A 24,317-nucleotide genomic window follows, 5' to 3' on the forward strand; every position below is an offset into this window, starting at 1 on the left:
GCCTTGCTTGAGGCGCCTTGCAAGTTACTGACGAACCAGCTTCGTCACGCGGCCGTTGATCGTCCACTCGGCAACATAAACGTCGCCGCGCTTGTCAACGCAGATGCCGTGCGGCGAACTGAACTTGTCGACGCGGTACCATTCCGGCGGCAAGTTAGGCCAGCCTTGTTGCTTGTAAGCTTGCTGGTCTTCGCCCAGATGGCAGATCAGCTTGTCGTTCTTGTCGAAGATGGTGACGCGGCTGTGAAGGTCGGGGAAATACAGCTCGTCGCCGAAGAAATAGAAATTGTCCGGATAGTCGATATCGTTCGTGACGATCCGCTTGAGCTCGCCTTCGAGCGTAAACACCTGGATCCGGTTGTTGCCGCGGTCGGCGACGTACACTTCCGGTTCGCCGCTGCGCGTGTCGATCGAGATGCCGTGCGGGCACGCCAATTCGCCCGGGCCTTTGCCTTTGCCGCCCCACGAGCGAATGTAATCGCCTGCCGCCGTATATTGATGAACCCAGCTCTGGCCGTAGCCGTCGGCGATATAGATGTCGCCGTTCGGGCCGACGCACACATCGGTAGGCACGAAGCGCTTCTCGCTGTCGTAAATGTTCGGCAAGTCCGGCGTGCCGATTGTCAGCAGCACTTCGCCGTTCAGCGTCATTTTCACCATTTGGCATTTCTTGACGTCCGTGGTGTAGAACACTTCCTGGCCGTTCTCGACATGCAGATAAAAGCCATGCGCGCCGCCGTCGAACAAATCGTCGCCGAACGAACGTACGAAATTGCCGTCCCGGTCGAACACGACAACCGGATGTTTCTCCGTATGGAACACATATACGTTGTCGTTGCTGTCAATCTCGATGCCGTGCGTATACCCGAATTTGATGTGGTCCGGAAGCTTCGCCCAGCCTTCCGCAATTTCATATACCCGCGTGCTATTTCCCATGTACACGACGATTTCCTCCTCCATTGCCTGCCCGGCGATCCGGCGATCCCGCGACAGGTATGTATTTGCCCATTCCCTTACTCATTGTAGTCGAATCTGCTATGGTTGCCAATGCCGAAAATAAGATGCATCTGGATATCTACGAGCGAATCCTGGTATAGTAAGGTTAATGCCGCTCTTCAATCGGCCTCCGCTCCACTTTGGGAGCAGGATCGGAACATATGCGTCATATTGCCGAACATACGAGCAGACACGATCGGCGGCATCCGGTTATAGTGGGATCAAGCAAGCGAACAACCAAAACCGCTATCCGGGAGGAACCCCATCATGGGCCAATTGACGCAAGAGCAGATCAAGCAATACTCAACGGACGGCTATACGATTTACAACAAGCCGCTGTTTTCGCAGGAACGCATGGAACGGCTGACTTCGATTTTCGAAGAGCATCTGGCCGCCAAAGGAAAGAAGCTTTCGGACGAACTGGACGTGCCGCATATGCGCGACGAGCGGCTGCTCGAGTTTTTGCTGGCGGACGAAGTGCTCGACCTGGTGCAGCCGATCGTCGGACCGAACATTACACTGTGGTCCAGCCATTTTATTTGCAAGGATCCGTTTAAAGGACGGGCAACGCCGTGGCACGAAGATTCCGCTTACTGGAACGGCCGGCTCGACAAGTACGACAAAATCGTCACCGTCTGGCTGGCGATCGACCGCAGCAACCGCGAGAACGGCTGCATGCGCGTCATTCCCGGCAGCCAAACGAACGGCTTCTCGCAATACGAGTCGGTCGACAAGGCGACGAATCTGTTCGCCACGCGCATCCGGCCCAGCGACATCGACGAATCGAAAGCCGTTTACTTCGAACTGGAGCCGGGCGAATGCTCGCTTCACGACGCGCGCATCATTCACGGCGCCGAGCCGAACCCGAGCCCGTATCGCCGCTGCGGCTACACCATGCGCTATGTGTCCGCGGATACGCACATCGTGCCGGAACGCAACGCGACGCACCCGGTCTGGCTGGCGCGCGGCGCCGATCTGGCCGGCAACAAATACGCCAACGTGACACACGCTTAAATCCGTGTGTCAAGACCCCGGAGGTAGGAGGAGCGAAGGTGAACGATCAGCCCGTACGATTGACTAACGACGTCTACATGCCCTCCTCCTCCTTCGGCGTCTTTCACACGCTGAATTCCACTCCGACCGAACTGCACTGGCACGAGTTTTACGAAATGTCGTTCATCATCGCCGGCACCGGCCGGCACGAACTGAACGGCAGCACGCTCTCGCTAGTGCCGGGCAGCTTGTTTCTGCTGTCGCCGGCCGATTTTCACGCGGTATATCCGGATCGGGACTGTCCGCTTGAAATCGGCAACGTTATCTTCGCCGCCGATAAGCTTCCGGAGGAGCTGCGGCAGGCGCTATTCGGCGTTTCCGCGCAGTCCGGACCTATAACGTTGACGCTTGCCGGTGACGAAGCCGCCGCCATGACTGCCGATTACCTCCGCCTGCATCGCGAATACGTCGAACGCGAGCTCGGTTCGACGATCGTGATCCAGGGCATGCTCGAGCGCATGCTGGTCGACGTTGCCAGAAGAAGCGGCAGATCGCCCGCGGAAGCCGTTTCGGCGGAAAGCCGGCAGCAGTATGCCGTCAGACAGGCGCTGCTGTACATGCAGCACCACTTTCGCGACAAGCTGACGCTGCAATCGGTCGCCGGCCATGTCGGCTTGTCGGCTCATTATTTCAGCGAATGCTTCCACAAGGCGACCGGCTATTCGTTTCAATCGTTCCTGCAATTGCAGCGCATCCAGTTCGCCAAAGCGCTGCTGCGCTCCTCCACGCTGGCCGTCACCGACATCTGCTTCGCCTCCGGCTTCCACTCGCTCCCCCACTTCGAAAAAGCGTTCAAGCAAAAAACCGGCGTCAGCCCGCGCGATTACCGCAAAGGCTGACCAAAGCAACGCCATCTCCCCCTAACGGCATAAAAAATGGGCGCCGTTGGCAAAATAAGGCCAGCACCCATTTTGTCCAGAACGTTCCGGGAGGTTTTTCGAACGATGTTTCACTGCCGCCGCTGCCGCTTCTTAAGCGTCCTGCTGTTGCTCGTTTCCTGCGCCTGCGGCAACCAGACAAGGAGCGATGCCGTTTGGCCCTCACCGCCCGAGGCATCGACGCCGGAGCCGGCTGCGGTTTCGCCGGTTTCGATGCTGGCGACGCCTTACGGATCGTCGCTCGCTTCTTCGGCGCCGCCGGCATTTAGCCCGCTCCCGGCCCCCTCTCCGCCGGCTTACGTCGCGTCTCCGTCCGCTGCCGCTTCTCCCGCCCGGCCCTCTTCCGCCGCGGCGAAACCGTCGCGCAAGCCCGCGGCAACAGCCGAGGCTCGCCAATCGGCCAAAACCGGCGCCGCCCAAGCCGGCTCGCGCAAGAAGCAGCCTTCCCGCGCCGCAGGCTTGCTGATTCGCAGCGGACCGGCCGCCAGCCGCAGAGCGGCGCTTACGTTCGATGACGCGCCCGACGAACGGTTCACGCCGCAAATATTGGCGATTCTCGCCAAGCATAAAGTGAAGGCGACGTTTTTCCTGCTCGGCACGCTGGCGAAGCAGCATCCCGACATGGTCGCGCGCATCGTGCAAGGCGGTCACGTCGTCGGCAATCACATGAACCGCCACGCTTATTTGCCCAAATTGTCCGACGAGGCGTATCGCAACGACTTGCAGGCGAGCGAACAAGTGCTGCAATCGCTGATCGGCTATGCGCCGCGGCTGCTGCGCCCCCCTTACGGCGCGATTCGGCCGGATCAGCTGCTGTGGGCGGCGGAGCAGCATTACGTGACGGTGAACTGGGACGTCGATTCCCAGGATTGGCGCGGCCTCACCAAGGAGCAAGTGAAAGCGAACGTGCTCGGCCACGTGCATCCCGGCTGCATCATTCTGCAGCACAGCGGTACCGGCGCTTCCGGCAACCTCGCGGGCACGGTGCAGGCGCTGCCGGAGATCATCGCGCAGCTGCGCAGCATGAATTACGAACTGGTGACGATTCCCGAGCTGCTCGGCGTCGCTAAAGAAAAATAGCCGCCGGCGAAACTTTCCCGGCGGCTTGCCGTCTATTAAAAGGGAATCGTTACGAACGAGCCCGACGCCAAAGGGGAGGATTTACGCTCATGAATTACGCTCGAACGGCCGTCATCGCGGCGGCGGCCGGCGCCCTGCTGCTGCTCGCCGGCTGCGGCGGCAAAGGCGGCGATTCGGCCGCGACGACAGGATCGCCTTCTCCCGGAGCCACCGCCGGAGCAAGCGCCACCGCCAGCGCGTCGCCGAAAACCACGCCGTCTCCTTCGCCGTCCGGCAGCGCGACGAAGACGCCGTCGCCTTCTTCATCCGCCAAACCGTCCGCTTCCGCGCCCTCCAGCCCTACAACCGCCAAACCGGGCGGCGAAGACGCGCTGCAGGTGGTGGCGAAGCCGGACAGCATTACGGTGCTGGTCAACAAGCAATATGCGCTGCCCAAAGAATACGAACCGTCCGATCTTGTGTATCCGAACGTGGCGTTTACGTTCTCCGAGAAGCTGCCGAAACGAATGATGCGCAAGGAAGCGGCGGCAGCGCTGGAAACGTTGTTCGCCGGCGCGAAGAAGGACGGCATCGCCCTTGCCGGCGTATCGGCCTACCGCTCCTATGCAACGCAGAAGACGCTGTTTGACAACTACGTCAAGCAGGACGGGTTGGAAAAAGCGCGCCAGTACAGCGCCTACCCGGGCACAAGCGAACACGAAACGGGGCTGGCGATCGACGTGTCGGGCGCGGACGGCAAATGCGCCGCCACCGATTGCTTCGCTACGACGAAGGAAGCCAAATGGCTCGACCAGCACGTGACCGAATACGGCTTTATAATCCGTTATCCGAAAGGCAAAGACGCCATTACCGGCTATCAATACGAGCCGTGGCATCTGCGTTACGTCGGCGTCGACGTGTCCAAGGCGATCGCCGCCAAAGGCGTCACTATGGAGGAATATTACAACGCGGTGCCGGTTAACAAGTAACCAGCAACTGAAAAGCGAAACATCCCCTTTCGGAACGACCGAAGGGGATGTTTTCGTTTCCGTCCACACTCACCGGCTGTCTTCGAATGCGAACATATCCTTGAAGAAAACAAGCCGGGGAGGCCCGGACGCAAAGACGCCGAACGACGCGGCGAGCTCGCTTTCGAGCTGACGCTTGAACTGAAGCAGTTCTTCCTCTTCCCTGCCAGCAAGCTCAACGATCCGGTAGCCGAGCGAGATATGGAATCGGTAATCGTCATGGTCCGGGAAACGCAGCGCAAACTTCTCCGCAATGTCGTCGCGAAACGCCCGCAAGGCGCGGGCATCGCTGTCGGTCAGCGGCAACAAATTCACCGTCAGCGCCACGCCGTCCGTAGTCAACGAATCAAATGACATCCGGAATCCGTCCGGCGCCCGAACCGACCGCCACTTTTCCCGGAATACCCGGTCCGATTCCTCCAGCGGCGCGTCAAGCGGCAGCAACCGCGTCCACAGCTCCGGCTTGCGGTCCTCGTCGCAAACGCCTTGAATGACCGTCATATGGTAGCTGGAAGGCGGAAGCAGCGTATAACAAGCCGCGCAGCGCAAAGCGCGGAATCGCTCGGCCAGCGCAATCAGCCGTTCGTATACGCCGTTAGAAGGAGCAATCGCACAAATAACGGTATTGCCCGGAAAATATCGCACGGTGCCGTCCGCATGGAATTTGCGTCCGACTGCCTTGGTCAACGTCCTGCCGTTGCCATTCGTCGCGGCTGGCTCCGGATTCGTTGGGTTCATCGCCCGACCAGCTCCTTCTCTTTTCATTTGACCGAACCGTCCACGATTCCTTTGACATAATGCTTCTGCAGCGAAAGAAACAGCACGGTCGCCGGAACGATGGCGATCAGCGCGGCTGCGGCCGCGGCATTCAAATTCGTATTGTTTTGACTGAAAAAGGAACTAATGGCCAGGGTAACGGTTCGTTTGAGCGGCGATTGCATGAAATAGAGCGAAAACGAAAAATCGTTCCAAATCGATACGCTGTTCATGATAATAACCGTAGCCGTAACCGGCATCATCTGGGGAAGCACAATCCGGTAAAACACGCTGAATCGACTGCATCCGTCGATCGTGGCGGCTTCGTCCAGCGCCCGGGGAATCGTCGCAATAAAGTTCGCGTACAGGAAAATGCAGGCCGACAGCTTATACGTCGTGACAAGCAGGACGATTCCCCAATACGTGCTGACGCCGCCAATGCCGGCCATCAATTTATACAGCGGCACAAGCACGGTCAGCTTCGGCACCATCATGACGGACATAAACAAACTGAGCACGACCAGATTGACGCGGGTGCGGACACGGGCCAGCGGATAAGCCGCCATCGAACCGAGCAGCACAATGAGCAGGACGGAGCAAACCGTAACGATCAAACTGTTCGTCATCGCCTGCAGCAGTTTGCCTCCGCCCATTGCGGCACGGAAATTGTCGCCATACCCGTAATCGGGCAGCCTCCAGCGCGAAGAAAAATCGTTCGGCCTCTTTACTGCCATCGCCAGCAAAATATAAAACGGGATCAAATGAACAACCGCAATGACGAGGCCTGCGGCATTTTTCCATACGCCCGCATAGCGGTTACCCATACTCCACTTCCTTCTTCCGGAACAGCTTCATCATGACGAGGCTGACCGCAACGACAAGCAGAAAGGTCACGAGTCCGATCGCTGCCGCGTAACCGGCATTTTGATTTTCGAAATAAAAATAGTTGATCAGCGAAGACATGGAATGCGTCGCAAACCCGGGTCCGCCGGACGTTAACGATATCACGATCGCGAACAACTCCAGGCCGCCGATCAAATTGAGCATGAAGCTCGTCGTGATGGCGGGAATGAGCAGCGGCAGCGTAATCCGGCTGAACCGGCGCCACGCATTCGCGCCGTCGATCGTGGCGGCTTCCTGCAGCGATGGCGGAATGCCCTGGATGCCGGCCAAATAAATAATCATGGACGTGCCGACGAATTGAAAGGCGTTGATCCCGGTAATGATCCAGACGGCGCGCGTCCCGTGGGCCATCCAGTCCACCGGCTCCAGACCGAAAGCCGTCAGCGCGTCGTTGATCGCGCCGCCGTCGTATTGCACAAGAAAATACCAGATATATCCCATAATCAATTGGGCGACGATCACCGGCAAATAGACGATCGTGCGCACCCATATGCGGCTGCGGAATTTCAGATTGAGCAGCAGCGCGTACATCAAACCGAATCCGTTCTGCAGAATCGCGCTGCCGAATCCGTAAACAAGCGTATTCAACAGCGCCCGTTTGATCCGAACGTCCGTCAGCAGCTTGCCGTAATTTTCAAATCCGATATACGCGTATTTCTGCGAGTAGCCGTTCCAGTTCGTGAACGAAATCTGAATGCCCGACAGCAGCGGGTACGCTACGAACACCGCAAACAGAATGAGAGCCGGAGCGTACATCAGGGAGATGCCCATGTTCGAGTTGACAAGAACGGACCATCTTCTCCTCATGGCGTGTTTCCTTTCTACATGCAGAATCGAGATGCGCCGGCGCGGTTATTGCTGCGAGCGCAGCTTGTTGTAATCGTCCTTCATCATCCGGGAGGACTCTTCCGGCGACATATCGCCGGTAAGCAGCGCCGGACCGATAATCTTCAGCGTGCTCCACATGCCGTTCGGCAAAAACTCCCGGTCAAATACGGGGATGGTCCGCAACGAGCCGTATGTTTTGTAATCCTCCGTCAGGCCGCCCAGGTCGTAGTTGACATCCTTCAGTCCGGCCGGCATGCCCGTTGCGGCAGCGACTTTGGCGATATTGTCGCTCTTCGCCATATAATTCAGCAGCAGCAGCGCCGCCTCCGTGTTTTTCGACTGCTTCGAGACGCCGAACGCTTCTCGTTCGCCTCCGTTCAGAATCGGTTCGTCGCCCGGATAGAACGCCGGCACGGGCATCATGCCGATCTGCGCGTCCGGATTGAGCTTCTTCGCTTCCGCCACAACGGCGTTGTTCTCGAACAGGAACGCCGCTTTGCCGGTAGCCAGCTTCTCTGCCGCGCTGAGCGGGTCGGCTGTGACCACGTCTTTATTCAAATAACCTTCGTTCTTCAGAAGCACCAGCTGCTGCGATACGGTCGTCCAATTGCTCCAGTCGAATGTGCCGTCTTTGAGCGAATGGCCGAAATTGTGCGCTTTGTCGGAAACGAGCAGGATCGGCGCCAGCTTGTTGAAGAAACCGGCAAGCTTTGTCGTATCTTTGCCTCCGACGTAAATCGGCGTCAAGCCTGCATTTTTGATCGCCTTGCTGGCCGCCAGCAGCTCCTCCCACGTTTTCGGAACGGCAAGCTTCAGATCCGCCAGCACTTTTTTGTTGTAAACGATGCCGGATTGGTCGATATTGAGCGGGAGAACGAATACGTTGCCTTTTTTGTCGGAGATGGTAGGCTTGATCGTATCCGTCAAGCTGCCGAACCACGGCTGGTCGTTAAGCGGGCGCAAATATTCGCTGTACCGGTTGACCGACCAACCGTGCGTGGCGAACAGATCGGGCAAATCGTTCGAAGCCATCTTCGCTTTCATCAATTGCTCGTAATCTTTGCCTTGCGTGCTGAAATCGACGGTAATGGTCGGATTCTCTTTGGTGAAGCTGGTGATAATCGCCTGGATCGTATCGAACGTAACGCCGGTTGCATTGGTCATCATCGTCAGCTTGACCGGCTTCGTCTCTTTCGCAGGCGAAGACGACGTCGCGGGCGTCTGCGATGGCGCCGCCTTTCCCGCCGACGGGGCTTCGTTTCCTCCACCGGAGCATCCGGCCGCCGCGAGAAGCGCCGACAAGCCAATCGCGTACAACATCTGCTTTTTTTTCATGAAACCACGATCTCCTTTTCGCTATGCTTGGTTGCCACATGATTCAGTATACGGGAAATAAAGCGCTTCCCACGCGCTCAAAACTACACTTTGCGCGCCGCTTTCTATGATCGCCTCCATTCCCGGCCGCCTAACCGGCTTTCGGGAGAGGAACATGCGGGAACATGTCGAATAGATGTCACGAGCAATAAGGCAGCGATAGCGAAAGGCGGATTTTGCGATGACCGGATTTCCCATCAAACTGCACCGGCCGCTTAACAAGAAGCTCGTGTTTATTTTTATCGTCAGCACGCTGGTTCCGTTATTGATCGCCACCTATTTGGCGGCGCGCGTCTTTGTCGCCGAGAACAACAAGGACACCGGAATTCTGATCGACAATACGCTCATTTCGTTGTCGCAAAGCTTGACCGGTTATTTAAACGAGCTGGACCAGCTCACCTTGATTCCGTATTACAACGACGATTTCATCTATGCGCTCAAAATGATGGCGTCCGACTCCAGCGGCAGCATGAGCAAATACCAACTGCTGAGCATTACCAACATGCTCGATTCCCAGCTGCGGTTCGTCCGGTACACGCGGAAAGATATTATGAGCACGTTGATCGTCTCCGGCGACAAGCCGTTGTTTTTCTCCACGAACAATCCGCTCAACGATGTGGTGACGGGCTACGATTTCTTTAATACCTCCTGGTACCGCCAGGCGCTGCAGGCAGGCGGCAACGCCGTGTTCATTGCGCCGCACAGGCAGGACTACTTCACCCGCACGCGCGAGGAAACGGTGTTCTCCGTTGCGCGCACGATCCGCGAAATTCCGTCCCAGCGCCCGATCAGCGTCATTATCGCCGACGCCAACAATGTCGTGGTGCAGAAGCTGTTTCAGGACATCGACTTTCACGTGCCTTCGCGAATCGTGCTGCTCGATCGCGACCGCAACATCGTATACGCAAACGGCGAAGTAAACCCGGCGTTATTCCGCGAACTGCCCGCCAACCGTTCGGTCGTTCGCGACGGAGACAATAGCTATTGGGTCGTCAGGCGGACGGTAGCCCCAACCGATTGGGAAATGATCGTGCTGCTATCGTATACGCATTTGCAGCAGAAGACGCTGTGGGTGTATTTGAATTCGGCCATTCTCTACATGGTGTGCCTGGTTGTGGCGTTCCTGTTCTATCTATGGTTGTCGCGCAAAGTAACCGGGCCGGTACGGGAAATCATCAAAACGATGCGCCGCGTCGAAGACGGCGATCTGTCCGCGCGCTACCGCTTCCGCACGAAGGACGAATTTGAAGTGATCGGCCAATCGCTCAATTCCATGGTCGAGCAGCTGAAGCAGCGAATCGAGATGGAATATGTGCTCGTGCTGAAGCAGCGCAATACGGAATACAAGGCGCTGCAGGCGCAAGTCCAGCCCCATTTTCTGTTCAATATGCTGAACGGGTTCATCGCGCTCAATCAGATCGGCGAACGGGAGCTGCTGGAGCGGTCGATTATCGATCTTACCTTGCTGCTGCGTTACATCCTTGACGAAGCGGATATGACAACGCTTGAAGCCGAGCTGAGCCTGATCGAAAAATACGGCTCCCTCCAGCAGCTCCGCTTCGGCCGGCGGCTGCAGGTGTTCGTTGCGTGCGACGACTGCGTCCGCTTGTACCGGATCCCGAAGCTGCTGCTGCAGCCGCTCGTCGAAAATGCCGTCATTCACGGCATCGAACCGCTCAACGTCCCGTGCCGGCTGTCGATAACGGCTGACGTTGCGATGGAGGAGGACGGACTGCCGTATGTACGGATTCGCATCGAGGATGACGGCACCGGCTTCGATCCGGCGCAAGCCGAGGAGCGCGGCCATGTGGGTTTGGCCAATACGCGCGAGCGGCTCCGGCTCATCTTCCCGGACAGCCGCTTCCTGCTGGACAGCCGTCCGGGAACGGGAACGCGCATCGCCATTCTGATCCCGGAGGCTGCTTTCCATGAACATTCTCATCGCGGACGATGAGCCGTTGATTCGGCTGTCGATTCGGCACAATCTGGAGAAACAGCCCATCGACCGTTTGCGCGTATACGAAGCCGCCGACGGTATGGAGCTGCTGCGCGAGCTGGAGCGGCTGCAGCCCGATGTCGCGATTGTCGACATCAAGATGCCGCTGCTCGGCGGACTGGAAGCGATCGAACAAGGCCGCTCGCTTTCGCCGCACACCGAATTTATCATCACAACCGGATTCTCGGAATTCGATTATGCCCGGCGGGCAATCGCCTTGCGCGTCACCGAGTATTTATTGAAGCCGGTCAGCTCCGAGCAGTTCGGGGCGGTCCTCCGCAACGTGCGCGAATCGCTCGCCCGCCAATCGGCCGAAAGCAACCGCTTGTTTACGCTGCACATTGCCGAGACGGTAGCGGCCCAAGACTCTTCATCCGCGCCGGACGATCGTCTTCCTCTCGCTTCGCTGCAGGTCAAGCTGATGGCCGTTTGTTTCGACGGCAGTTGCGCAGCGGGCCTGTCCGATGCGGAGGCTTGGCTCGCCCGCGCCCGGACGCACATCGAACCGTATCTGAGCCGTCATTTCCATATGACCGTCGTCAAGCTGCGGGATCACGAGCGTGTGCTCGTATTCGGCGTAAACAAGCAAGATGCAAGCAGGGACAGCGCGCTGTCTTCCTGTGTGAAGGAATTAAACGTTTTGACGGCGGCATGGCGCAAGGAACACGGGGCCGTCACAGTGGTGACCGGCACAACGATACCGGCGGCTGACTTTGGCAACGCCTATGCCGAGCTGACGGAGCTTCTGTGCCTGCGAGCCTTGTTGGGCGTTTCCATGCATTATTCGCAGTCGTTCCTGCGTGCCGTCCGTGCCGACAAGCCTCACTATGCCGACGCAAGCGCCCTGCTGGTCGATCTGGCCCACGATCTTTATGCGGATCAACCGATCGTTGCCCACGCGAAGGCGGAAAGGCTGATCTCGTGCATCGAAGGCGTGCGCCTTTATGAGCATCCGCGAACGATTCGGGCGATTGCCGACTATTTGCGCGGCGTCGTCGGGTTGTCCGTGGCGCCGAACGCGTCCTTTGCCGCGTTGAAGCAGGAACTGCTCGGCTGGTGCAAAAGCAGAATCGGCGTCCAGACGGATCGCGGCCGGTTGATTCGTTCCCTCCGGGCTTATGCCGAAGCCCACTTCATGGAGGATATCAGCGTAGCCAAGGCGGCGGACCGGTTCGACCTCAGCCCCAACTATATAAGCACCCTGTTCCATAAGGAAACAGGCACCAAATTCGTCGAATACGTCACCCGGCTGCGAATGAAGGAGGCGCAAAAACTGCTGACGGAGACGGAGCTTTCCGTGCAGGAGATCACGCGCAGGATCGGGCTGTATAGCACCAGCCACTTCAGCAAACTGTTCACCCAGTATTGCAACGCTTCTCCGCGGGAGTACAAACGATCGTTCGGGGCGAAAGAGAGCGAATGACAAACAGACGGAATCGCCGCGGCGATTCCGTCTGTTTGTTGTTGGCCGGCTAACCGGTTACTCCCGGTTTGCCAATCGTTCGTACAGGAAGTCGACGATATGCACCGCCTGCATTTTGTCGCCGATTTGCTCCCGTTCGATGCCGTATTTCATTTGCAGCAAACAGCCGGGATTGCTCGTCAGCAAATAATGGGCTTCCGTTTCCTTGACATGCTCCATCTTGTGATCGAGAATCTGCGTCGACATGTCCGGCTGCACCAGGTTGTAAATGCCGGCCGAACCGCAGCAGCGATCGGCGCCTTGCAGCTCGCGGAAACGCGCGCCTTCGACTCGGCTCATCAAGTCGCGCGGCGCGTTGCCGGCGCGCATGACGTTGCGCAGATGGCACGAATCCTGGTACGTGATCGTCAGCGGCCTGGTTTCGCCGGACTCGTTCTTCAGCGCCGCGAGTTGCGGGATGCGGCCGCGCTCCATGATGATTTGGCTGACGTCCTTGACGCGTTCGGCGAACCAGGCGGACGATTCCTTCCATTCCGGGTCGTCGTGCAGCAGATGGTTGTATTCGACGAGCAGCGCGCCGCAGCCGCCGGCATTCGAAATAATGTAGTCCACGTTCGCCTCGCGGAACGCGCGGATGTTCTTCTTCGCCAGCTCGCGCGCCTGGTCGAGCTCGCCGCTGTGGGCGTGAAGCGCGCCGCAGCAGTTTTGCGAGTCGGGGATCACGACGTCGAAGCCGCACTCGGCCAACAATTTAACCGTGTTAACATTGGAGCCGAGGAACAGCACATCCATCAAACAGCCGCGGAACATGCCGACGCGGGCGACCGCCTTGCCTTTGGCCGGCACGAACGTGCCCAGCGCGCCAACGACGCCTTGCGACGACGCTTCCGGTAAAATACGCTCCATATTGCGCATATGCGCCGGGAACAGCCGCATGATGCCGGTGGCGCGGGCCACCTTGTTCAAGCCCGTGCGCTGGTACGCCTTAAGCGCAAAGCCAAGCGCGCGCATCCGCTTCGGGTGCGGAAACATTTGCTTGAACATCAGCGCACGCGTCGATCGCACGAACCAGCCGTGCTCCTCGTGGCGTTCGATCGCGTCGCGCGTTTGCTCCAGCAGTTGGCCGTATTTGACGTCGGACGGACACACCGGCTCGCAGGCGCGGCAGCCGAGGCACAGATCCATCTGTGCCTTGAACTGCTCGCCCGGCTCCATGATATCGTCCACGACCGCCTTCATCAGAGCGATCCGCCCGCGTGGCGACGCCGCTTCGAGGCCGGTTTCCTTGAAGGTCGGGCAAGCGGGCTGACAGAAGCCGCAGCGCATGCAGTTCGTCAGCTCGTCGTAGTTGAGCGTCAGCTTCATCCGCTGCGCCAGCGCCGCGGTGTCGCCTTTTTTCGCCTCCGGCAGCGGCACGCGGCCAATGGACGCCGCGCTGGGGGCATGCTCCTGTTCGTGGCCGGTTTTCGTCGTTGTAGTCATTTCTGCACCACCACTCGTTTGCGCGATTGTTTGGCGAATATTTTGCCGGGATTCATGATGCCGTTCGGATCGAACGCTGCTTTGACCGCCTTCATCAGCTCGATGCCGGCCGGTCCGATTTTCCATTCGAGGAACGGCGCTTTGACCACGCCGACGCCATGCTCGCCGGTAATCGTGCCGCCGAGCCGGATGGCCGCTTCGAATATTTCCGCGAACGCTTCTTCGACGCGGTGAATTTCTTCCTCGTTGCGGGCGTCGGTCGGCACCGTCGGATGCAAATTGCCGTCGCCGGCATGGCCGAACGTACAAATCTGCACGTCGTATTTGCGTGCGATTTCGTTAATTTCGAGCACCATTTCGGCAATTTTCGAACGCGGCACGGTGGCGTCCTCAAGAATCGTCGTCGGCCGAATGCGGGCGATCGTCGAGAGGGCGCTGCGCCGCGCCTTCATCAGCTTCTCGGCTTCGGCGGCGCCCTCCGCCAGCTTCACTTCGGCCGCGCCTTCCGCCAGGCAGATGCGGGAAATTTCTGCGATGTCGCGGGCGATCACCGCCTCGTCGTTGCCGTCCTGCTCGATCAGCAGCACCGCTTCCATATCGAGCGGCAAGCCGATGCGGTTAAACTCCTCGACGACGCGCAGCGTCGGGTTGTCGATAAACTCCAGCGTCGCCGGAATGATGCGGTTGCCGACGATGCTCGACACGCTGCGGGCGGCGGCGTGAATGTCCTTGTACATCGCCAGCATCGTTTTGCGCTGCGTTGGCATCGGGATCAGCTTGACGATTGCCTCCGTGATGATGGCGAGCGTACCTTCGGAACCGACGAGCAGCTTGGTCAAATCGTAGCCGGCGACGTCCTTGTACAGCTTGCCGCCGGTGCGGATAATTTCACCGTTTGGCAGCACCGCCTCGAGCCCGATGACGTAATCTTTGGTCGTGCCGTACTTAAGCCCGCGCAAGCCGCCGGCGCATTCCATGATGTTGCCGCCGAGCGTGGAAATGACCATGCTGCTCGGGTCCGGCGGATACATTAGCCCCAGCTTCTCGACGGCAAGATGGAACTCCTTCGTATTCAAGCCCGGCTGGAACGTCGCCGTCAAATTGTCCGTGTCGATTTCGATCAGTTTGTTCATCCGCGCCATGACCATCACGATGCCGCCTTGCACCGGCACGGTCCCCGCGCACAAGTTGCTGCCGGCGCCGCGGCCGACGATCGGGATGCGGTGCTCGTTCGCCAGTTTCAGAATCGCCGCCACCTGGTGCTTGTCGGCCGGATAAATAACGCCGTCCGGCATCGACTGGTGCATCGGCGTCGCGTCGTATGAATGCGTCACGAGCGCCTCCATATCGTCGCGATAATGGGTTTCTCCTACGATAGCGCGCAGCTTCGCGCGCAACGATTGCTCCAACATATGGTTCTCCCCCGCTGCTGTAAATTAGTCAGGTCATCTGACGACTTTACTCCATTATAGCGCGCATGCAAAAAATCCCGCAACCTTTTTATTGGCAACGGGACTTGCAATCTTTTGGGTAAATAAGAGCGCTTTCGTCAAACGCCGGTCAGGCAAAAATCATGTCCTTCTCGCGCTGCGTCAGCCGGCGGTTCTGCGTGTCGACGACGATTTTGCCGCGGTTGATGCCCCAGATGCGTGTGGCGAAACGTTCGGCCAGCTCGATCTTGTGCAAGCTGCAAATGATCGTCACGCCGGCGCTGCGGCACACGTCGCGCAAATCCTGCATCAACTGCTCCGCGCGATGCGGATCGAGACCGGCCACCGGCTCGTCGGCGACCAGAATCGTCGCGCCTTTCACCATGGCCATCGCCATCGCCACACGCTGCTGTTCGCCGCCGCTCAGCTTCTCTACCTTCATCTTCGCTTTGTCCAGCAGGCCGACCTTCTCCAGCGCGTCCATGCCGGTCATATGCTCCTCCATGCCGACGGAGCGGGTGATCAGGCGCCAGATCGGCAGCTGCTGCCAACGGGCGCCCAGCACGTTCTTCAGTGCCGTCGTCCGCGGATTAAGCCGCTTCTTCTCCTCGGCGAACGCCCAATGCTTGCGGAATTTCAGCTGCTGCAGCAAATTCAGCTCGGTAATTTCCTTGCCGTTGTATATATATTGGCCTTCCGTCCACTTTTCGCGCAGCGAAAGGCAGCGCAGAAGCGTCGTTTTGCCGCTGCCGCTTGCGCCGACCAAGGCGATGAATTCACCCTCGTCCACCTGCAGGCTGATGCGCGACAGCACTTCCGTGCCGCTAAAGCTTTTGGATAAATTGCGGATCGTCAGCATCGGGGAACTCCTTCGGCTTGTAGAATCGGCTTGTCGAATGACTCCCTCTATTATAGTCGATGACACGCGGGATGTCAGCTATTCCCTCCGGCTTCTTCCGGCTTCCGTTCCGCCCCGGGACGCCTTGCCGTCCGCGAAATTATTTCAGCTTGTCGGGGTTAAGCCCAAGCAGCTCGGGGTGCACGAACAAGCCGTCCTTGCGCACGAGCACGTCGTCGAACCAGATTTCGCCGCCGCCGTATTCCGGCCGCTGGATGCACACCATGTCCCAGTGGATCGCCGAATAGTTGCCGTTGTATGCCTCGTCGTAACAGCGGCCGGGCGTAAAATGGAAGCTGCCGTCGATTTTTTCGTCGAACAAAATGTCCTGCATCGGCTCGCGGATGAAGGGATTGACGCCGATCGCAAATTCGCCGATATACCGAGCACCTTCGTCGGTGTCGAAAATGCTGTTGATCCGCGCCGTATCGTTGGCGGTTGCGTTCATGATGCGCCCGTCCTTGAATTCGAGCTTCACATTCTCGAACGTAAAGCCGTTGTACGGGGACGGCGTATTGTAAGACAGTGTGCCATTGACCGAATCGCGCACCGGCGCCGTATACACTTCGCCGTCGGGAATGTTCATGACGCCGTCGCATTTGATTGCGCCGATGCCTTTGATCGAAAAGCGCAAATCTGTGCCCGGGCCGACGATATGGACGCGGTCGGTGCGATCCATAAGCGCCTTGAGCGCGTTCATCGCCTGCGACATATTGCCATAATCCATCGTGCAGACGTCAAAATAAAACTGTTCGAACGCCGCCGTGCTTTTGCTTGCCAGCTGTGCCATCGACGGCGATGGGTAGCGCAGCACAACCCACTTCGTCTTTTTGACGCGTATCTCAAAATGAACTTCATGCTGGTAAATCGACGAATACAGCTTCATCTTGTCGTCCGGCACGTCGGACAGCTCGTAAATGTTGTCGCCGCCGCGCACGCCGATATAGCCTTGCATCTGCTCCATCTGATTGCGATCGAACGCCGCCCAGGCGCGCAGCTGCGCTTCCGTCGCGTTCATCAGCAGCGCCCGAGTAATCGTGTTGTTGCGCAAATTCACGTACGGATGGCCGCCGGCCTTGTGCACGGCGTCCACCAAATCGGCGATCAGCGGCGTGTCGATGCCGAACGCCTCGATCAGAATGTTTTCGCCCGGCTGCACCTTCACCGAATAGTTGACCAGCACGTCGGCAAGCTTCGTCAAACGCGGATCTTTCATCTTGTCCTTTGCCCCTTTCGGACCGATATCGACTTCTTTGCGCGTATCATAGCGGTAACGCCGGGCAATGTCAAGCCTCGGCCCGGTTCGCGTTTTCCCTGGCAATAGCGAGCAGCGGCGAAGGTTCCCCCGCGTGCATCAGGCACAGCTTGTGCAGCGCGCGCGTGCAGCCGACGTACAGCAGCTTGGCGTCCGCCGCGTTCGCCGCATACCGGCGCGCATCGCAATCGGCGATCAGCACGGCGTCGAACTCGAGCCCTTTGGCCAAATAGACCGGAACGATCGACACGCCGCCGCGGTATTGCAGCTGGTCTTCCGCAATCAGCGACGCTTCCACGCCTGCGCCGGCGAGCTCGGCATGCAGCGCGCGGCAATCTTCGCCGGTGCGGCCGATGACCGCCACCGTCTTCAAACCCGCACCGAGCGCTTCGCCGACGTAGCCGGCGATCGCCTCGATCCGTTCCGTCGCGACGGCCTTTACCGCAAGCGTCTGCACCGGGTCGCCGCTGCGGAACACCGGCACGGCCGGCTCCAGGCCGGTGCCCGCCTGGGTCATGATGCCGTTCGCAAACGCGATAATTTCCATCGTGGAGCGATAGCTTTGCTTCAATTGAAAGTACGAGGCGGCGACGGGCGCGAACACGTCGGCATGCTCTTCCCAGCGCTCGATGCCGCGGAACGAGTAGATGCCTTGCGCCAGGTCGCCGAGAATCGTAAACGAAGCCGCGCCTTTCATATGCGCATTCATGACCGCGATTTGCAGCGGCGACGCATCCTGCGCTTCGTCGACGACGATATGGTCGAACGTTTCGTTGTCCGTGCCGCTCAGCCTGGCGCGGATCCACAGCAGCGGCGCCAAGTCTTCGGGGGCGACGACATTTTTGGCCAGCCGCTTGCGTGTGCTTGCGGCAAGCTCATCCGGCAGCGCCGCTTCGGCGCGTTCCGCCGCCCACTCCGCCGGCTTCGGCAAGCCGAACAGCAGCTTATACACGGCCAGCGGCGATGTATCCGGCAGCTTCTTCATATAAGCGTTCAGCTTCGTCCGGCCGGCGGCCGTTTTCGCCTTGCGCTGCGCGGGATCGTGCACCGCCTGCAGCTGCATTTCGAGCCAACGCTTCATTCGTGCGGCCAGCCGTTCGCGCCGCATCGCCAGCGGATAGTGGCGGTACTCGTCCGCGAACCAGCCGCGAATCGTCGCCGCCGTCAACCGCGCGCCTTCCCACGGCACGAGATCGGCGTCCGGCAGAAACGCCCGTTCCAGTTGCTCAAGCCCGCGGTCGAGCCATGCCTTGAAGCGCAGCGAGCCTTTGGCCCGTCCCGGCGCGTCGTCGCCCAGCGGCGGCCGTTTGCCGCTCAGGGCGAACCAGCGCTTCGCCTCCTCGCGTTCGTCCGCCAGCTTGCACGAGCCGTCCAGCAGCGCCAGCGCCCAGTCGGCAAACGTCGTTTGCCGGATGTTGCCGACGCCAAGCTCGGGCAGAACACCGGAAATATAATCGAGGAACATCGCGTTCGGCGCAAAAATAATCATCCGTTCCGCCTTCACCTGCTCGCGGTACTCATAGAGCAAGTACGCCAGCCGGTGCAGCGCGACCGTCGTTTTGCCGCTGCCCGCCGCGCCTTGAATGAGCAGCACCGCTTGCCGCGGCGCGCGGATGATCCGGTCCTGCTCCGCCTGAATCGTCGACACGATGTCGCGCAGCCGGTTGTCCTTGTTTTCGCCGAGCCGGTACAGCAGGAACTCGTCGCTGACGCAAAGATTATCGCCGCCGCGCACGTACGTATCGACGACGCGGTCCAGCGTCCGCTCGCGGATGGCCAAATTGCGCTTGAGGTGCACCGCGCCTTCGATCGTGCCTTCCGGCGCTTCGTAGCTCGCCGTCTCGTCCCCGCCGGTGAACGAGTAGAACAGCCCGGCGACCGGCGCGCGCCAATCGATGATGTACGGCTCCTCCACATCGCTGCGGTCCATGCCCCGCTTGCCGATGTACAGCGGCTTCATGTCCGGCTGCCCGCTCTCCTGCCAATCGAGCCGGCCAAAATACGGCTCCTTGCCGAGCACGTCCAGCCGCTCCCGCGACTCGGCCCGTTTCGCTTCCAGCACCTGTTCGAGGAAGTCGTCGCCATGGTACACGGGCGGGATCGCCGCGCGTTGCCTGGCGATTTCCGCCAGCGTTTCGCCAAGCCGCTCCTCTTCCTGCCGATATGCCTGCTGAGCTGTCATTTCCCCGACTCCCTTCCCGTTTCCGTCCTTTTGGTAGTGCGAACCATTATGCAGCCCTACTATTCTGCCACATTCCGCGCCAAAAGAATAGTCGCTTTCTTCGCCGGGAATCGGCAACCTATTGACGCGAATTACGTCATTTAGGGGGAAGGAGGAAGTCCATTGATGAAAAAATATGCGATCCTGCTCCTGCTGCTTTTGTCCGCATCAGCCTGCGGAGCGGAAAATGTGCCGGCCGAAGATGATTTTGCGGTGGCAGTAACGGTGGCGGACAAGGCGCTGAAAGCAAACGACGACCTGATCTTCGCAACCGAATTGACCAACTTGTCCAAGCACAAGGCTACCATTCTGCATGCGGCGCCGCTCGTTCACGTGCAAATTTACGATGAGAACGACAAGCCGCTGATCGATTCTTTTGTGACGGCTACGGTCGGCATCATACAGACGTTGCAGCCGAAAGAGACGTATCGGCCCGGAAACGACAACGGCGGCGGCGCCAAATCGATTCGGCTCGAAAAAGCCGGAACGTACAAACTGGTCGGCACGGCGTCTTTTTCTGTGGATACGGGCAGCGGGGAACGCAAGGAGTATAGGCTGCTTTCGCCGCCGGTTGAAGTCACCGTGGCGGATAGCGGCGCATAAGAGACGGCGAAACCGCTCCCGCTGCTCTCCGCTCCTGCCCGATTGCCTGCCGCTCCGATGAAGCGTCCTGAAAAATAGGCCATGTTTTATGGCCTATTCCTCTAAAAACGGGCAATATTTCTAATATAACCAGCAAAATCATTGGCTATTTTGGCTAAAAGGCCGTTTCGGGGGCCTGGCGGAGCAAATAAGCCATGCTTTCACTGGGTATTTCCGACGAGGCGGACGAAATCGGGAAAATAAGTCATTTTTCATTGGCTATTTTTTGGGGACAGGTGTGCAATCCCCAAACAAAAAGCCCCACAACCGGCCGGCGGCGTGGGGCTCTTGCTTCATAAGTCGTCGGTGATGCCGACATGCGCGGAAATGCCGCCGTCGATCGTGTAGCTGGCGCCGTTGATGTAGCCGCCGTGCGGCCCGATCAAATGCTCCGCCAGGGCGGCGATTTCGTCCGGCAACGCGATGCGCTTAACCGGACTTTTGGCCATGACGCGCCGCATGTAGTCGGCGATCGCGTCCGGCTGCACGCCAAGCGCAGTATCCACGTAGCCGGGGCATATCGCGTTGCACGTAATGCCGTATGGCCCCCACTCGGCGGCGATCGTTTTCGTATAGCCGATCATACCATGCTTGCTGGCAACGTAGGTCGACGAGTGCGCCGATCCGAGCAACCCCTGGATCGAGGCGATGTTGACGATGCGCCCGAAGCCGCGTTCCTTCATCGACGGCAGCAGCCGGCGCGCGAACAGAAAGACGCTGCGCAGGTTCGTGTTCACGATCCAGTCCCACTCTTCGTCGCTCACTTCGTCGACGCGATGAAACGGGCCGCCGACGCCGGCGTTGTTGACAAGCACGAGCGGCGGTTCGCCCCATTGCCGCTCCACTTCCGCGATCGCCCGCTCCACTTCGTCGCGGCGGCCGACATCGCAGCGCAGCGCCAGCGCCTGCCCGCCGGCTGCGGCGATGGCCGCTGCCACCTGCTGCGCCTCTTCCTCGCGGATGTCGAACACGCCGACGCGATGACCGGCTGCGGCGAGCCGCTTCGCCGTTGCGGCGCCGATGCCGCGGCCCGCGCCTGTGACGATCGCAGTCGTGATCCGCTCCCGATGCTGCTCCATAGTTCCCTCCTCCGCTGCGCCACTCAATTGGCCGGATGCCAATCTCGCCTATCGACTGGCATCCGCACCCGGACGCAGCTACAAAACGCCTTTCGGCGGCAACAGTTTCACTTCGTCGATCCGCACGTGCAGCGGGCGCCTGGCGATGTCGAGCACCGTTTCGGCAACATCTTCCGGCTGCAGCATGTCGCCCGGATCGAAGCCTTCGCGCCCTTCCCAGATGTCGGTGTAGACGGCTCCGGGGCTGACGACGGATACGCGCACGTTATGCCGTTTGCCTTCCTCGTTCAGAATGTCGCAAAACCCGCGCAACCCGTATTTGGAAGCGCCATAGGCGCCGTTCTCCGCGATCGGGATATAACCGGATACCGAGGCGATCGCAATTATGCGACCGCCACCCTGCTCCTTCATTCGCCGGAATGCTTCCTTAGAGCACAGAAAGGCGCCGGTCAAGTTCGTGCGCAGCATCCATTCCCATTCGGCGAGCGTCGTGTCGACGACCGGCTTGAACGCGCCGACGCCGGCGTTGTTCACCAGAACGTCGAGCCGGCCATAGGCGGCGTCCACTTGCCGGAACAGCTCCAGCACGCTCGCCTCGTCGGTCACGTCAAGCCGGACCGGCTTCACTTCCCCCGGCCGGGCGGCAAGCGCCGCCGACGGCTCCGGAGCCGTGCGGGATGTCACCCACACCGCCGCCCCTTCGGCCGCCATATAGTCGGCCATCGTCCGCCCCAGTCCGCGAACGCCGCCGGTGATGACAACCGTTTTGCCTTCCATCGAACGTCTGCTCATGTTTCCTCCTTATACAAGACGTGCCTCCCGGACTACCATTCTACCAACGCTGCCGGCCGTACCTGTGGTCCGCAATCCGCGCCAGCGTCAGTTCGTACACATCGTCCTTCATCACATAGCTGTAAGACGGATCGCTGCGCACCTCGCTCGGCGACGGCGGTTCCGACACGAGGCGAACCTCGTCCGTCTCATGGCCGCCCGGCAATGGGGACAACGATGCGATCAAGGCAATGTAAATCGATTTGACGATCGATGTGCGCCCGTCTTCATCGATGCTGTACTGGCCTACCGGCTCCAGGACGGCGATCGTGGCGCCGGCTTCCTCCTGCGCTTCGCGTTTCGCCGCAGCTTCGGCAAGCTCGCCGGGCTCGATTTTGCCGCCGGGCAGCTCCCAGCCGCGTTCGCGATGCTTCACCAGCAACAGCCCGCCTTCGTAAAAGGCGAATACGAGCACACAGTTCGGCACGCCATATTGCTCCGGCTTAAACGTCAGTCTGACGAGCTGACGGTCCTTCGCTCCGGCAAACACATACATAGAAGCTCCTCCTCCATCCCATTGTCCGCCTTTCGATCCGACCTCGCGCCTGCCGTATGCCACCCGCTGCCCAATGAACGGACAAAGTTACGGCTGCTGGCGTTCCAGGCGCATGGCCAGTTGTTTGGCCGCGATCATGCCCTGCCCCACTGCCGTTGCGATGCTGGAGAATGGCGGCTTCGTCGCTACGTCGCCGATCGCGTACACCGCATCGGCGCTTGTGCGGCACGTGTCATCCGTGACGATGAAGCCGTTCTCGTCGACGGCCAACTGGCCACGGACGAGCCGGCTGTTCGGCTCCACGCCGATGCGTACGAACAGCGCATCGGCTGCAACGAAGCGGATGGCGCCGTCCTTGTCTTCCACGCTCACTCCGGTCATTCGCGTATTGCCGTGCACTTCCGTAATCCGCGCGAACGGCAGCTTGACGATGCCGGGGTGGCGCAGCGCCGGCTGCAGAAATTCCTCCCGCGCCCGATACGCATCCGAACGATGAATCCACCAAACGGTCGCCCCCGCGTTCGCCAGCAGCAAGGCGCCCTCGGCGGCCCGGTCGCCGCCGCCGACGACGATCGCCGCGCGTCCGCGAAACCGGGCGCTGTCGCGCGCCGCCGAATACACTTCGCCGCGCGTGAGCAGTTCCTCTTCGCCGGGAACGCCGAGCCGCCTGTCGCTGCAGCCGGTGGCGAGAATGATGCCGCGCGCAAACAGCGACGAACCGTCGGCCAGGCACAGTCGTTTGCCGGCGACATCGATCGACACGACGCGGCTATCGGTTGCTACGTCGCATTGCTGCAGCTGCAAATGGGCGGCGAAAGCGTCGCGAATTTGCATGCCGCTTGCGGCCGGCAAGCCCGGGTAATCGATCACCGGGTTATGAATCGACGGTAAACTGCCGCCTACGGCAACGTTTGCCTCGATCAGTCGATGCGAGGCGCCCAGACGCTTGCACCACAATGCCGCCGCTATGCCGGCCGGACCGGCGCCGACGATGGCAACGTCCGTCTGCTGCTCCATCCTACATCCCCCATCGGCCATCGGTCAGCGCTTGTTCGAATTCCTGCCAGTCGCTGACTCGCGGCACGTCGACGTCGCGATTGTACGGATAATCCATCGCTACCGCCAACCGCCCGGACCCGCGGAACGCCTCCAGGTTTGGCGGCGCGTCGTCGAACAGCAAATCGCCGCAAATCAGTTCCTTGCGGTGCGAATAAATCAGGTTGCGTTTGCCGATGAACGGCAAATGGCGCTCCACCCACAGCTCCTTGTCCGTGTAGGCATAAGTGCGGCTGCTGGTGACGATGACGACGTCGTGGCTGCGCTTCAGCCGACGAAGCGCGTCAATCGCGCCCGGCAGCGGCTGCAGCTCGAGAAACAACCCCGGTTCGTCGAGAAAATCGTAAATTTTGACCCCGCATTCCGGTTTGACGTAAATCTCCGAATCCCAGCTTCTCAGCTTCGCCACCGACAGCGTGTCGTGGTAGCGTTCATTGTATCTGCGATGCCATTCCGACATTAAATCGACAATGACGGAATCCATGTCGACGAGCAATGTTGTCAAATATTCCACCTCTTTCATCTATATAACGATACCATACCGGTTCCGCTTCGCGCAAAGAGCGGATCATTGACACCTGATGAAACCGAACGGCAAGCTGATCCGTTATGAAAGAGGCATTAAAGTTGCGT

The 24,317-nt window shown here is 59.6% G+C and carries 22 protein-coding genes; 7 read left to right on the plus strand and 15 right to left on the minus strand.

The window, feature by feature from the left end; translation table 11 throughout:
- Positions 1–24: 24 nt before the first annotated feature.
- Positions 25–936: a 6-bladed beta-propeller gene (locus tag EXY20_RS11225; protein ID WP_235885715.1), complete on the minus strand. Its 912-nt coding sequence runs from the start codon at positions 934–936 to the stop codon at positions 25–27.
- Between the two features lie 327 nt (positions 937–1,263).
- On the opposite strand from EXY20_RS11225, the gene EXY20_RS11230 reads away from it, so the two are divergent.
- The 4 genes from EXY20_RS11230 (at position 1,264) to EXY20_RS11250 (ending at position 4,975) form a co-directional block, all read left to right on the plus strand.
- Positions 1,264–2,010: a phytanoyl-CoA dioxygenase family protein gene (locus EXY20_RS11230; protein WP_135550907.1), complete on the plus strand. Its 747-nt coding sequence runs from the start codon at positions 1,264–1,266 to the stop codon at positions 2,008–2,010.
- A gap of 38 nt (positions 2,011–2,048) precedes the next feature.
- Entirely contained in the window at positions 2,049–2,888 is an 840-nt protein-coding gene (locus EXY20_RS11235; RefSeq protein WP_135550909.1) for a helix-turn-helix domain-containing protein, read from the plus strand.
- Between the two features lie 105 nt (positions 2,889–2,993).
- Positions 2,994–4,007, plus strand: coding sequence for a polysaccharide deacetylase family protein (locus EXY20_RS11245; protein WP_235885665.1), 1,014 nt, complete (start codon positions 2,994–2,996; stop codon positions 4,005–4,007).
- A gap of 89 nt (positions 4,008–4,096) precedes the next feature.
- Positions 4,097–4,975, plus strand: coding sequence for a M15 family metallopeptidase (locus EXY20_RS11250; protein ID WP_135550913.1), 879 nt, complete (start codon positions 4,097–4,099; stop codon positions 4,973–4,975).
- A gap of 69 nt (positions 4,976–5,044) precedes the next feature.
- Here the strand turns inward: EXY20_RS11250 and EXY20_RS11255 are convergent, their stop codons facing one another.
- The 4 genes from EXY20_RS11255 to EXY20_RS11270 are packed head-to-tail and all read right to left on the minus strand — an operon-like array spanning position 5,045 to position 8,836.
- Positions 5,045–5,752: a DUF1868 domain-containing protein gene (locus EXY20_RS11255; RefSeq protein WP_167859168.1), complete on the minus strand. Its 708-nt coding sequence runs from the start codon at positions 5,750–5,752 to the stop codon at positions 5,045–5,047.
- Positions 5,753–5,775: 23 nt separating this feature from the next.
- Entirely contained in the window at positions 5,776–6,594 is an 819-nt protein-coding gene (locus EXY20_RS11260) for a carbohydrate ABC transporter permease (protein ID WP_135550917.1), read from the minus strand.
- Entirely contained in the window at positions 6,587–7,480 is an 894-nt protein-coding gene (locus EXY20_RS11265) for a carbohydrate ABC transporter permease (RefSeq protein WP_207671255.1), read from the minus strand. The genes EXY20_RS11260 and EXY20_RS11265 overlap by 8 nt, the downstream gene beginning before the upstream one ends.
- A gap of 45 nt (positions 7,481–7,525) precedes the next feature.
- A complete protein-coding gene (locus EXY20_RS11270) occupies positions 7,526–8,836 on the minus strand; it encodes an ABC transporter substrate-binding protein (RefSeq protein WP_135550919.1) in 1,311 nt (436 codons plus the stop codon).
- 220 nt (positions 8,837–9,056) lie between these two features.
- On the opposite strand from EXY20_RS11270, the gene EXY20_RS11275 reads away from it, so the two are divergent.
- Both EXY20_RS11275 and EXY20_RS11280 read left to right on the plus strand, forming a co-directional pair.
- Entirely contained in the window at positions 9,057–10,829 is a 1,773-nt protein-coding gene (locus tag EXY20_RS11275; RefSeq protein WP_135550921.1) for a cache domain-containing sensor histidine kinase, read from the plus strand.
- Positions 10,804–12,294 (plus strand): response regulator, encoded by a 1,491-nt coding sequence (locus EXY20_RS11280; RefSeq protein WP_135550923.1) that lies wholly within the window; start codon positions 10,804–10,806, stop codon positions 12,292–12,294. Before EXY20_RS11275 ends, EXY20_RS11280 begins: the two co-directional genes overlap by 26 nt.
- A 57-nt stretch (positions 12,295–12,351) precedes the next feature.
- On the opposite strand, the gene EXY20_RS11285 is transcribed toward EXY20_RS11280, so the two are convergent.
- From EXY20_RS11285 to EXY20_RS11305, 5 genes are all read right to left on the minus strand, one after another.
- Entirely contained in the window at positions 12,352–13,659 is a 1,308-nt protein-coding gene (locus tag EXY20_RS11285) for a (Fe-S)-binding protein (protein WP_235885724.1), read from the minus strand.
- Positions 13,660–13,772: 113 nt separating this feature from the next.
- Positions 13,773–15,188 (minus strand): FAD-linked oxidase C-terminal domain-containing protein, encoded by a 1,416-nt coding sequence (locus tag EXY20_RS11290; protein WP_135550927.1) that lies wholly within the window; start codon positions 15,186–15,188, stop codon positions 13,773–13,775.
- 148 nt (positions 15,189–15,336) lie between these two features.
- Positions 15,337–16,065 (minus strand): phosphonate ABC transporter ATP-binding protein, encoded by a 729-nt coding sequence (locus EXY20_RS11295; protein ID WP_135550929.1) that lies wholly within the window; start codon positions 16,063–16,065, stop codon positions 15,337–15,339.
- A gap of 139 nt (positions 16,066–16,204) precedes the next feature.
- Positions 16,205–17,320: an aminopeptidase gene (locus EXY20_RS11300; RefSeq protein WP_135550931.1), complete on the minus strand. Its 1,116-nt coding sequence runs from the start codon at positions 17,318–17,320 to the stop codon at positions 16,205–16,207.
- Between the two features lie 70 nt (positions 17,321–17,390).
- Positions 17,391–19,541 (minus strand): HelD family protein, encoded by a 2,151-nt coding sequence (locus EXY20_RS11305; protein WP_135550933.1) that lies wholly within the window; start codon positions 19,539–19,541, stop codon positions 17,391–17,393.
- Between the two features lie 165 nt (positions 19,542–19,706).
- Here EXY20_RS11305 and EXY20_RS11310 point away from each other — a divergent pair, with 165 nt between their 5' ends.
- Entirely contained in the window at positions 19,707–20,183 is a 477-nt protein-coding gene (locus EXY20_RS11310) for a hypothetical protein (RefSeq protein ID WP_135550935.1), read from the plus strand.
- Between the two features lie 332 nt (positions 20,184–20,515).
- Here the strand turns inward: EXY20_RS11310 and EXY20_RS11315 are convergent, their stop codons facing one another.
- The 5 genes from EXY20_RS11315 to EXY20_RS11335 all read right to left on the minus strand — a co-directional run bounded on the left by EXY20_RS11315 (position 20,516) and on the right by EXY20_RS11335 (position 24,189).
- The gene (locus EXY20_RS11315; RefSeq protein WP_135550937.1) at positions 20,516–21,301 is read right to left on the minus strand and encodes an SDR family NAD(P)-dependent oxidoreductase; all 786 of its coding nucleotides are present in this window, start codon (positions 21,299–21,301) and stop codon (positions 20,516–20,518) included.
- A 78-nt stretch (positions 21,302–21,379) separates the two neighbouring features.
- Positions 21,380–22,093 (minus strand): SDR family oxidoreductase, encoded by a 714-nt coding sequence (locus EXY20_RS11320; protein ID WP_235885671.1) that lies wholly within the window; start codon positions 22,091–22,093, stop codon positions 21,380–21,382.
- Positions 22,094–22,133: 40 nt separating this feature from the next.
- Complete coding sequence (locus tag EXY20_RS11325) at positions 22,134–22,628, minus strand: NUDIX domain-containing protein (protein ID WP_135550939.1); 495 nt, start codon at positions 22,626–22,628, stop codon at positions 22,134–22,136.
- Between the two features lie 87 nt (positions 22,629–22,715).
- The gene (locus EXY20_RS11330; protein ID WP_167859169.1) at positions 22,716–23,645 is read right to left on the minus strand and encodes an NAD(P)/FAD-dependent oxidoreductase; all 930 of its coding nucleotides are present in this window, start codon (positions 23,643–23,645) and stop codon (positions 22,716–22,718) included.
- A 1-nt stretch (position 23,646) separates the two neighbouring features.
- Positions 23,647–24,189 carry a 5' nucleotidase, NT5C type gene (locus EXY20_RS11335; protein ID WP_135550943.1) on the minus strand — a complete coding sequence of 181 codons (543 nt, stop codon included), beginning with the start codon at positions 24,187–24,189 and terminating at the stop codon, positions 23,647–23,649.
- Positions 24,190–24,317: the final 128 nt, after the last annotated feature.

The organism is Paenibacillus cymbidii (assembly GCF_004764705.1).
GTDB lineage: Bacteria > Bacillota > Bacilli > Paenibacillales > NBRC-103111 > Paenibacillus_AN > Paenibacillus_AN cymbidii.

Coding starts and splice junctions, on each gene's coding strand:
- EXY20_RS11295 (WP_135550929.1), bottom strand. CDS start 16,065: ATGCTGACGATCCGCAATTTATCCAAAAGCTTTAGCGGCACGGAAGTG.
- EXY20_RS11315 (WP_135550937.1), bottom strand. CDS start 21,301: ATGGAGCAGCATCGGGAGCGGATCACGACTGCGATCGTCACAGGCGCG.
- EXY20_RS11270 (WP_135550919.1), bottom strand. CDS start 8,836: ATGAAAAAAAAGCAGATGTTGTACGCGATTGGCTTGTCGGCGCTTCTC.
- EXY20_RS11330 (WP_167859169.1), bottom strand. CDS start 23,645: ATGGAGCAGCAGACGGACGTTGCCATCGTCGGCGCCGGTCCGGCCGGC.
- EXY20_RS11250 (WP_135550913.1), top strand. CDS start 4,097: ATGAATTACGCTCGAACGGCCGTCATCGCGGCGGCGGCCGGCGCCCTG.
- EXY20_RS11290 (WP_135550927.1), bottom strand. CDS start 15,188: ATGTTGGAGCAATCGTTGCGCGCGAAGCTGCGCGCTATCGTAGGAGAA.
- EXY20_RS11245 (WP_235885665.1), top strand. CDS start 2,994: ATGTTTCACTGCCGCCGCTGCCGCTTCTTAAGCGTCCTGCTGTTGCTC.
- EXY20_RS11255 (WP_167859168.1), bottom strand. CDS start 5,752: ATGAACCCAACGAATCCGGAGCCAGCCGCGACGAATGGCAACGGCAGG.
- EXY20_RS11230 (WP_135550907.1), top strand. CDS start 1,264: ATGGGCCAATTGACGCAAGAGCAGATCAAGCAATACTCAACGGACGGC.
- EXY20_RS11275 (WP_135550921.1), top strand. CDS start 9,057: ATGACCGGATTTCCCATCAAACTGCACCGGCCGCTTAACAAGAAGCTC.
- EXY20_RS11260 (WP_135550917.1), bottom strand. CDS start 6,594: ATGGGTAACCGCTATGCGGGCGTATGGAAAAATGCCGCAGGCCTCGTC.
- EXY20_RS11325 (WP_135550939.1), bottom strand. CDS start 22,628: ATGTATGTGTTTGCCGGAGCGAAGGACCGTCAGCTCGTCAGACTGACG.
- EXY20_RS11320 (WP_235885671.1), bottom strand. CDS start 22,093: ATGAGCAGACGTTCGATGGAAGGCAAAACGGTTGTCATCACCGGCGGC.
- EXY20_RS11300 (WP_135550931.1), bottom strand. CDS start 17,320: ATGAAAGATCCGCGTTTGACGAAGCTTGCCGACGTGCTGGTCAACTAT.
- EXY20_RS11280 (WP_135550923.1), top strand. CDS start 10,804: ATGAACATTCTCATCGCGGACGATGAGCCGTTGATTCGGCTGTCGATT.
- EXY20_RS11265 (WP_207671255.1), bottom strand. CDS start 7,480: ATGAGGAGAAGATGGTCCGTTCTTGTCAACTCGAACATGGGCATCTCC.
- EXY20_RS11225 (WP_235885715.1), bottom strand. CDS start 936: ATGGGAAATAGCACGCGGGTATATGAAATTGCGGAAGGCTGGGCGAAG.
- EXY20_RS11305 (WP_135550933.1), bottom strand. CDS start 19,541: ATGACAGCTCAGCAGGCATATCGGCAGGAAGAGGAGCGGCTTGGCGAA.
- EXY20_RS11310 (WP_135550935.1), top strand. CDS start 19,707: ATGAAAAAATATGCGATCCTGCTCCTGCTGCTTTTGTCCGCATCAGCC.
- EXY20_RS11285 (WP_235885724.1), bottom strand. CDS start 13,659: ATGAAGCTGACGCTCAACTACGACGAGCTGACGAACTGCATGCGCTGC.